Consider the following 9138-nt stretch of genomic DNA (forward strand, 5'->3'; position numbering starts at 1 on the left):
AAATATTTTGTTCTGTGCTGACATTTTGGTCTTATCTACAGACCGCCAAAAAAGAGCTATTTCTTTGTCGCTTAAATACCGCTTAACCTGCCCAACCTTCTCGCCAACATCCTCTGATCTTAGTTCTGACAGTGAATTGTGATTTAGCTTACCTATTCTTATGCAGTATGAAAGAACCTGCTTAAGCTTAGATAACATCATTGTGGACATTGTAGCTGCGCCATTATCTCGCATTCGCTTAAACATAGGTCGCCAATGTGACACTGTCATGTCTTCAGCTATCATCTTACCAACACTCGGCATTACATGCCTGTCAAATGCCCTCTTCCATGAATCAAGCTTCACTAGCTTCTGAGCCTGCGGGCTATCAATCCATTCCTTTATGCACTCAGAAATTGTTAGCTTTGAAAATTCTCCATCAATGGTCATGCTTCTAGTTATGATTGGGTCATTACCTTGTGCTAACTCCTTTCTTGCCTCCTGTGCCAAATCTCTTGCTTCTTTGAGAGTAATCACGCCGTACTCGCCAAGTGTCATCCTACGAGGCTTACGATTGAATCTATAGCGGTACTGAAAAACAATCATTCCGTTAGTAGTGACCCTTGCAGATAACCCTTGCCCGTCAGGGAATTCCTTAAGGCTATCTCGCTTTACATTATGTAATTTTCTTAGCTTTGCATCTGTGAGCATACTTTCACCAAACTATGTACACAGGTATGTACACACTTTTCATTGAACGATATGGAATATCAATGAACAGATTTGAACATGCAAAATTAAAAATCTCAATAGAAAAAGGGTTTTAGAGGATATTGCTGAACGGGTTTGAATTGATGCGAATTAGACTGATGCCTTACACGAAAGATCACTTGCTTGATTATTCCAAAGTTTATAAATCAATACGTTACTTACGATTTCTCACTTCACTATGCGAGATAGGCACACCGTTATGAACACATCATATAAGCCATTATGGATATAATTGATGACACAATTATGCACATCGCTAGCAACTCAACTCGTAATCATAACACAGACATATTTTATGGCGATAGCCAGTTGTTGATTATTATATCACTAAAATCACTGCGAATTTGGGTGACCAAACATCACATGATGAAGCGTTCGATAATGCACAGTTTAAGCGTATTGAGAACAGAAATACGTGAATAAGCTCGATGAAATCGACGCAGTTGAACAACGGCGCATAATGTGGGTCGCAAATTTCAATATTCGGTAGAAAGACAACAAAAAGGCTATCCGTTCATCAAGAGCGATAGCCTTAAACAAATGAAGGATTACCAACAACCGCGGTGATTACCACGTCCCCCCCACCCTCCATTACGGTAAGGTCGGTTGTATTGTTTGTCTTCTTCATTTCTGATTTTTAGTGATAGGTCATCAAGTTCTTTTACCAGTGCTTTCACTTTGGCATCATCATCACTAGCACCAGCATCACTAGCACCAGCATCATACAGCTTGTTCAATTCAACACGCTTATCATCAAAATCCTTCACTAGCTTAGTAAGCTCGTTATTCTGACGATAATTATTCTGGCTGTAATTATTTTGATATCGATGATCATAATTTCCATTGCAGTAAGGGCATGCTGCTGCAGATGCGGAATACAATAATATCGAAGAGACAATAGCGCCTAATAACACTTTTTTATTCACGGCAATAACCTCACAAGTTTATGGGTTATACCAGTTTATATACACCGTGGAATAAACGCCTTGAAATATGTCAAAATAATCAACTAAAGTTAAATATCATGAACCAGATCACCAAAAAAACCAAAATCAAAAGGTAAAAATACTTATAAATAATTAAATCTCAATATATTACACCAAAGAACTATCACAACCAGCGACGAGTTTGCTGAGCATAAGACTGCCACTCATCTTTAAAGTGAGCCGACAAAAATTTCTCTTCTTCTGGAATGGTGTACAAATCCGTTATTAGCCAAAAGACCAAACCTGAAACCAAAAAATAAGGTGAATGTGAAAATAACGCCAAGCTTAAGCTCATTGAAGTAAAAGCAAGGTATAGCGGATTACGTGACAATCGATAAGGACCGCGAGTAATTAATGAAGAAGCTGGTGCCAGCGGATTAGGCGATGTTTTTTGCTGAAGAAAATAATATAAACTCGCGCCAATCCACCCGAAAGCCTCGAGAGCAACTAGAATACCAATAATTCCCATCCATCCAGAAAAGCTCCAATAAAAGCCTTCTTTGAGGTGTAGATAATAAGCAGCAAATCCGTTCAGTACTAACCAGTTAACAAATGGGAGTTTAAAAATACGCATCACATATCCTAGATTGATATTCATATAACAAGCATATCATGGATAAAATGCTAAAAATTAGCGGTAACTATCAATAACGTTGTTCGGGTAAATACCTGCTCTTTTATGAACCGTACCCTAAAGAGAATACACTTTTTAATCCTTCAAGATTGGCATATTCTTGTTGGCATACTGAATTGCGCACATCACTAGGTAAATTATTTAATCTAGCTTGAATATTTGCAATTTGATCTTCTAATCCGTTCATTCCTTTCACTTCAACAACATCTGCATTTGCTTGCAAATAATCTGCAAAACTCCTTAAATTATTTTCTAAACTTTCGCATGCATTATTAGCCAATCCATTTTGAACCATAAAAGCGCTAACAGAGTCAGGTAATAATTGAGAAATCGATGGGAAAATAGATTGTTTCCATGTTTGAGGAAACAGAATCAATACTGCAGCAATAGCCAAAACAAGCAGCATCGATGAAGTGACTAATGGTGATAGTAACCGTCTCATTGACTATCCTAATATTCTATTTAACATGAAAATTAGAATACACAATAAACCGTAAAGCAGTTTTTAAAATAAAAAAGAGTTTGTAAAGAATATTCCAATTATATTTCCAATAAATAGGATTATCATCTAACAATAATCTTTTAACGAATTTACATAACCTGTCAGTAAAACACATTGTACTGTATATACTCGATAACAAATGAACATAAACCCCCTCTAGCAAAATGCCCTTGACCTTTTTATCTCACATAAAAAGGTTTTTTTTTGCCCAAAATATTGAATATTTTTAATCCAGTCACGTAATCCTTTGTTATTCATTAACTAATTATACTTATTCACATCTGAATAGGGATGTTATCCACAGTTAATGTGAACAACTTTGTTGTCCTCTAAGTAAAAACATTACGTGATCCCACGTAAATAACGCTTTAGCCTTAAATTTTTAAATGAATATTCTTTAGACCTCACAAATTTGTAACAATCTTTGTTATAGTCCCAAGGAAGCAATTCTAGATTAATTGGAGGGCAGTTTTCGACATGCAAGATATTTTACAACTGTTTCAAGCTGTTGGTCTTGGGTTAGTGTTACTCCTTCCACTGGCTAACCCGCTGACTGCCATTGCTGTCATGCTAAGTATTTCATCCAACATGACCAAAGAGCAGCGAGATCATCAGTCACGACTTGCTGCAATCTATGTTTTTATTATCATGCTCGTCGCTTTTTATGCTGGTCAATTAGTCATGAGTACCTTTGGAATTTCAATTCCAGGGTTACGTATTGCTGGAGGGTTGATCGTTGTCTTTATTGGTTTTGGAATGTTGTTTCCCAACTCAGAAAATAGTGAAGATACCAACAATCCCCCTGCTGATGATTTAAGTGTTCCCAAAAAACGTCAAGGTAATCAAAATATTGCCTTCGTTCCTCTGGCAATGCCAAGCACCGCAGGACCCGGTACTATCGCCATTATTATTAGCTCAACCGCATCTTTGCAAGGAGATATTGGCTTTGCACCTTGGGTGATCATCGTTGCCCCGATTATTGTCTTTCTTATTACCAGTATGATTGTTTGGATTGGACTACGTGGTGCAACGTCAATTATGAAATGGCTAGGAAATAGTGGAATTGATGCGATAGGACGTGTAATGGGCTTTCTATTAATTTGTATGGGAGTGCAATTTGTTATCAACGGTATTGTTGAAATCATCGCGCAGCTCCCACACTTACTGGCTGAATATCAGTAATTCACCGCTAATGCGTTATACGCATTTTTGACTTTCCACAAATAACGTGGCGCTTGTGGTGCGGGGTGTTTAGATTGAACATGCTGATAAAATTCTTCTGGGGATAAGTTATTGATCATTGCAATCGCTTTTGACTTATCATTATCAAATGTTCGTAATAATGCCCCTGCGCCATTGACGTAAGCCACAACGGTTGCATAGTACATCGTTTGAGGGTGGCTAATGCCCGCCAAGTGCTGCTCTTTGAGGATACGAATATAAGCGGTGCCAATATCAATATTTTTACGCGGATCTTTTAAATCGCTAGAACTTGGTTCACCCGCTCGCCCCTGAAAACGGTATGCATCGCGTCCTGCCGTAGATGCTTTAATTTGCATCAAACCAATCGCATTCGATTTGCTCACGACTTCTGGTCGGAAGTTAGATTCTACTTCAATAATCGCTCTGATCAGCGTTTCATCCACACTATAACGACTAGCAGATTCACGAATAAATTCATCATAAGGCGTTCGCGGATAGCTAGTATTGGCTGCCGTATTTGGCATTTGATTACGATTATCTAGCATTCTTGTTCTGTTCGCGGTTTTATTGGGATCACTTGAACAACCTGCCAATAGCAAAAGGACAAGCGCACTGCCGACCATTTTTTTCACTGTTATATCCTCTGCAAATTAAAACACCAAAAGAATAGCTAATCTTTAGAAAAATAATACATTTTTTACTTAACTTTTACTTCTGGACGTGTTTTAGTCATGTTAAATAATGATGTGGATTATCAACTCATAAACAACATAAATATCACTTTTGGCTTTTACGGGCATTTTTTATAATTGATATTGATAATCATTATCAATTGAGATATAAATATTATTCGCTAGAAAGACCATACACATTATAGCGTTAATACCCTTAATGTGAAAATGAAGGCTTATTCGAATCCCGTAATGCACTGAGTTAATTAAACAGGTGCTTTGTGAAAACATTTAGCCAATTAGTACAAGTGACCCAACGTTAGGACTTATTTATGAAAACATTTTTATTCCGATTATCTACGCCTTTGCGGACAGCACTCATCGCGCTTGCGGCTATTCTATTTGTCAGCCAACCCGCTTTAGCCAAGAAGTTTAAAGTGGTCACAACGTTTACTATTATACAAGACATTGCTCAAAATGTAGCCGGTGATGCCGCAATTGTCGAATCCATTACTAAACCTGGTGCAGAAATTCACGGTTACCAGCCGACGCCTAAAGATATTATGAAAGCCTATGATGCCGATCTTATCTTATGGAATGGAATGAATTTGGAAGTTTGGTTCCAACGTTTTTTTGAAAATCTTAAAGATGTCCCTGCGGTTGTGGTCACTGAAGGTATTGAACCAATGCCAATTCGTGAAGGGGAATATAAAGATAACCCAAACCCTCACGCATGGATGTCCCCTGCAAACGCACAGATTTATATCGAAAACATTCGTAAAGCATTCGTGAAATACGATCCCGCAAACGCAGAAACCTACAATGCGAATGCCAAAAAATATTCTCAAGAAATTGCAGCACTTGATGCACCACTACGTGAACGTTTAAACCGTATTCCTGAAGATAAACGTTGGTTAGTCACCAGTGAAGGCGCATTTAGCTACCTAACCAAAGACTATGGTTTCAAAGAAGTCTACTTGTGGCCAATTAATGCTGAAGAGCAAGGGTCACCAATGCAAGTTAAAAAAGTCATTGATACTGTTCGTGAACACAATATTCCAGTTGTTTTCAGTGAAAGTACCATTTCAGATAAACCGGCTCTGCAAGTCAGTAAAGAAACAGGTGCAAAATACGGTGGCGTACTCTACGTTGACTCCCTGTCAACCGCCGAAGGTCCTGTACCAACTTACATTGACCTGTTGAACACGACCGTTGATACCATTGCAAAAGGATTTTCACAGTAAATGAGCCATACAAATCAGTTCGAGCATCCAACGCTAATTGTTGATGATGCAACAGTTACCTATAACAACGGTCATACTGCAATTTATGATGCTAGTTTTAATATTCATGGTGGTTCCATTTGCGCACTTGTTGGCGTGAATGGAAGTGGTAAGTCCACCCTGTTCAAAACCATTATGGGGTTAGTCACCCCATCTTCGGGTAGTGTGACCCTGAATAATCAACCCATTAAAGCGGCATTAAAAGAAAATATCATTGCTTACGTCCCCCAAACCGAAGAAGTCGACTGGAATTTCCCTGTCCTCGTGTCTGATGTCGTGATGATGGGGCGATATGGCAAGATGGGATTCTTTAGAATCCCTAAAAAGGAAGATAAAGATGCCGTTAAAATGGCATTAGAGCGCGTGGATCTAGCCGGTTTAGAAAATCGCCAAATTGGTGAGCTCTCTGGTGGGCAAAAAAAACGCGTATTTTTAGCCCGTGCGCTTGCCCAGCAAGGTAAAGTGTTATTACTCGATGAACCATTTACTGGTGTCGATGTAAAAACAGAAAACGCTATTATCGATTTGCTGCGTAGTCTGCGTGATGAAGGGCATTTAATTTTAGTTTCTACCCATAACTTGGGAAGCGTGCCTGAATTTTGTGACCATGTGATCTTAATTAACCGTACCGTGCTTGCCAGTGGTCCCACAGAAACGACCTTTACTCAACGCAATTTACAGCAAGCGTTTGGTGGCGTGCTGCGACACATTAACTTATCCGGTCAAGAGCTTCACGATGATGATGACCCTCGCTCTGTCACTGTTATTACGGATGACGAGCGCGCAGCTGTCTTCTATGGTCACGATCATGATGCACCGGTTAGAAAAAATCAGCCTAAGGAATCCGAATGATCGCGTTGTTACTGCAACCATTTGAGTACAACTTTATGGTTAAGGCGATTTGGGTCAGTGCCATCGTTGGTGCGGTGTGCGCTTTCTTATCGGCTTATTTGATGCTCAAAGGTTGGTCATTGATGGGAGATGCCCTCTCCCACTCCGTCGTACCCGGTGTGGCTGGCGCTTATGCACTAGGATTACCTTATGCCGCTGGCGCCTTTTTTACGGGGATCCTCGCGGCACTTGCGATGACGTTTGTTAAGCATCTCACTCGATTACGGGAAGATGCCGTTATTGGGTTTATATTCTCCACGTTCTTTGCTGCAGGGTTATTAATCGTTTCCTTGAATCCAACATCGGTCAATGTGCAAAGTATTATCTTCGGTAATATTTTGGGTATTGCGGACGCCGACGTGCTTCAAGTCGAAATCATCATCGCAATTTCATTTGTTGTTCTGATGTGTCTATGGAAAGATTTACTCGCAGTATTCTTTGATGAAAGCCATGCTCGTTCTATTGGTTTAAACCCACTGCGCTTAAAAATTATTTTCTTCACCTTATTAAGTGCATGTACTGTTGCTGCTCTGCAAACGGTGGGGGCGATTCTCGTTATCGCGATGGTAGTCACTCCAGGTGCTACGGCTTATTTGCTCACAGACAAGTTTAAAACTTTGCTGATTATCTCAGTCTCTATTGGTACTGCAACAAGCGCGATTGGCGCTTACCTCAGCTACTTTTTAAACGGTGCAACAGGTGGGCTGATTGTGACATTCCAGACCGTCATTTTCCTACTGGCATTCTTCTTTGCACCCAAACATGGACTGATCGCCTCTCGCCGTAAAGCGCGTATCGAAGTGGCGGACCTGCATCAAAGCAAACAACAAGGAGCCACCCATGAATGATTTTATGGACTTACTCATGGCGCCTTTCGCATTTCCATTTATGCAAAAAGCCTTAATCACCGCGATTGTTACGGGTACTGTCTGCGCTATTTTATCCTGTTTTTTAGTGCTAAAAGGCTGGTCATTAATGGGTGACGCCATTTCCCATGCCGTGTTGCCTGGCATTATTATCGCGTCATTAATCGGTATCCCTCTGGCTATTGGGGCTTTTGTTTCTGGGTTATTCTGTGCCATTGCAACGGGTTACTTAAAAGAAAATAGCCGAATAAAAGAAGACACCGTCATGGGTATTGTTTTCTCTGGTATGTTTGCCATCGGCTTAGTAATGTTCGCAAAAATCGACACGGAGCAGCATCTCACACACATTTTATTCGGGGATATTTTAGGGATCACCGATGATGAGTTTAAGCAAATTTTGCTGTTTGCTGGGATAACCATTGCCATTATCTTACTCAAACGTAAAGACTTTATGCTTTACTGCTTCGACCCAAATCAAGCGCGAGTCATTGGGCTTCCTGTCAAATGGCTGCATTATGGCTTGCTCTCATTACTCGCCTTAACCATCGTGGCATCATTACAAGCTGTCGGGATCATTCTGGTGATTGCCATGCTGATTTCACCGGGAATTATCGCCTTTGTTCTATGTCGAAGTTTTGGTTGGATGTTAGTGATAGCGATTATCGCCTCCGTCACATCCAGTGTGCTGGGCACCATTGTCAGTTTTCATATCAATGCGACGACAGGCCCGACTATCGTGGTGATCCAAGCCGGTTATTTTGTTATCGCCTTAATCTACAGCAAGCTCGTCCTAGCCCGTCGAAAATCACGTATCACTCGCCAAGGTTTGCATACGGCATAACCACAAAAAGCTGAATCGGGGTCTCACCTATTCAGCTTTTTACTCTACCTTATAGATTCCATATCAAAGAAACAGCCCCGTACACTCTCCTTCCCCGTAAGAATAGGCACTCATCCAATTTTTGATAAAAATCAGCCACAACCATTTTCTTGATATGGCGTAATTTTTAAACAATGATCACTGTTAATTCCTAAATTGTCGCTATAGTATGGTATGAGTGAAGACCAAATCACAGTGAGGTGGATCATGTGGCAAGCGATGAATCGTTTATTAATTGAACACTTTGGTGAAGCAGAGCTGCACAATAAAGTGATTCTTTCTGGTGGAGATATTCATAACACCTTAAGAATCGATTATGGTGAGCATACTGTGTTCGTGAAACAAAATCGCCGTGAGTTTCTCCCCCTCTTTAAACAAGAGGCAGAACAACTCGAAATGCTAGCGAAAAGCCAGACTGTGACCGTGCCGAAAGTCTACGGTTTAGGCAGTAATAAGCATAATAGCTTTCTTC

Annotated in this window: 11 protein-coding genes; 6 read left to right on the forward strand and 5 right to left on the reverse strand. The window is 40.2% G+C overall.

Translation table 11 applies throughout. The annotated features are described in order from the left end of the window. From PSF16_RS15240 to PSF16_RS15255, 4 genes are all read right to left on the reverse strand, one after another. The coding region (locus PSF16_RS15240) for a tyrosine-type recombinase/integrase (RefSeq protein WP_272689573.1) at window positions 1-690 on the reverse strand (690 nt) is incomplete at its 3' end. A 608-nt stretch (window positions 691-1298) separates the two neighbouring features. Beyond that, the gene (locus tag PSF16_RS15245) at window positions 1299-1676 is read right to left on the reverse strand and encodes a hypothetical protein (protein WP_272689574.1); all 378 of its coding nucleotides are present in this window, start codon (window positions 1674-1676) and stop codon (window positions 1299-1301) included. A 184-nt stretch (window positions 1677-1860) separates the two neighbouring features. After that, window positions 1861-2310, reverse strand: a complete 450-nt coding sequence (locus tag PSF16_RS15250) for a methyltransferase family protein (RefSeq protein WP_006661973.1) — start codon at window positions 2308-2310, stop codon at window positions 1861-1863. 103 nt (window positions 2311-2413) lie between these two features. Continuing rightward, window positions 2414-2812 carry a hypothetical protein gene (locus PSF16_RS15255; protein ID WP_006661974.1) on the reverse strand — a complete coding sequence of 133 codons (399 nt, stop codon included), beginning with the start codon at window positions 2810-2812 and terminating at the stop codon, window positions 2414-2416. A 537-nt stretch (window positions 2813-3349) separates the two neighbouring features. On the opposite strand from PSF16_RS15255, the gene PSF16_RS15260 reads away from it, so the two are divergent. Further along, window positions 3350-4054 carry a MarC family NAAT transporter gene (locus tag PSF16_RS15260; RefSeq protein ID WP_006661975.1) on the forward strand — a complete coding sequence of 235 codons (705 nt, stop codon included), beginning with the start codon at window positions 3350-3352 and terminating at the stop codon, window positions 4052-4054. On the opposite strand, the gene PSF16_RS15265 is transcribed toward PSF16_RS15260, so the two are convergent. After that, a complete protein-coding gene (locus tag PSF16_RS15265; protein ID WP_006661976.1) occupies window positions 4048-4707 on the reverse strand; it encodes a transglycosylase SLT domain-containing protein in 660 nt (219 codons plus the stop codon). The two genes, PSF16_RS15260 and PSF16_RS15265, sit on opposite strands and share 7 nt — an antisense overlap. A 371-nt stretch (window positions 4708-5078) precedes the next feature. Here PSF16_RS15265 and PSF16_RS15270 point away from each other — a divergent pair, with 371 nt between their 5' ends. From PSF16_RS15270 to PSF16_RS15290, 5 genes are all read left to right on the forward strand, one after another. Continuing rightward, window positions 5079-5990, forward strand: a complete 912-nt coding sequence (locus PSF16_RS15270; RefSeq protein ID WP_006659442.1) for a metal ABC transporter substrate-binding protein — start codon at window positions 5079-5081, stop codon at window positions 5988-5990. After that, window positions 5991-6881, forward strand: a complete 891-nt coding sequence (locus PSF16_RS15275; RefSeq protein WP_006661977.1) for a manganese/iron ABC transporter ATP-binding protein — start codon at window positions 5991-5993, stop codon at window positions 6879-6881. After that, window positions 6878-7768: a metal ABC transporter permease gene (locus PSF16_RS15280; protein ID WP_006661978.1), complete on the forward strand. Its 891-nt coding sequence runs from the start codon at window positions 6878-6880 to the stop codon at window positions 7766-7768. The genes PSF16_RS15275 and PSF16_RS15280 overlap by 4 nt, the downstream gene beginning before the upstream one ends. Continuing rightward, window positions 7761-8627, forward strand: coding sequence for a metal ABC transporter permease (locus PSF16_RS15285; RefSeq protein ID WP_272689575.1), 867 nt, complete (start codon window positions 7761-7763; stop codon window positions 8625-8627). The genes PSF16_RS15280 and PSF16_RS15285 overlap by 8 nt, the downstream gene beginning before the upstream one ends. Before the next feature lie 246 nt (window positions 8628-8873). Further along, on the forward strand, window positions 8874-9138 hold a 265-nt coding region (locus tag PSF16_RS15290; RefSeq protein WP_272689576.1), incomplete at its 3' end, for a fructosamine kinase family protein.

This window comes from Providencia sp. PROV033 (assembly GCF_028484855.1).
Classification (GTDB): Bacteria; Pseudomonadota; Gammaproteobacteria; order Enterobacterales; family Enterobacteriaceae; genus Providencia; species Providencia alcalifaciens.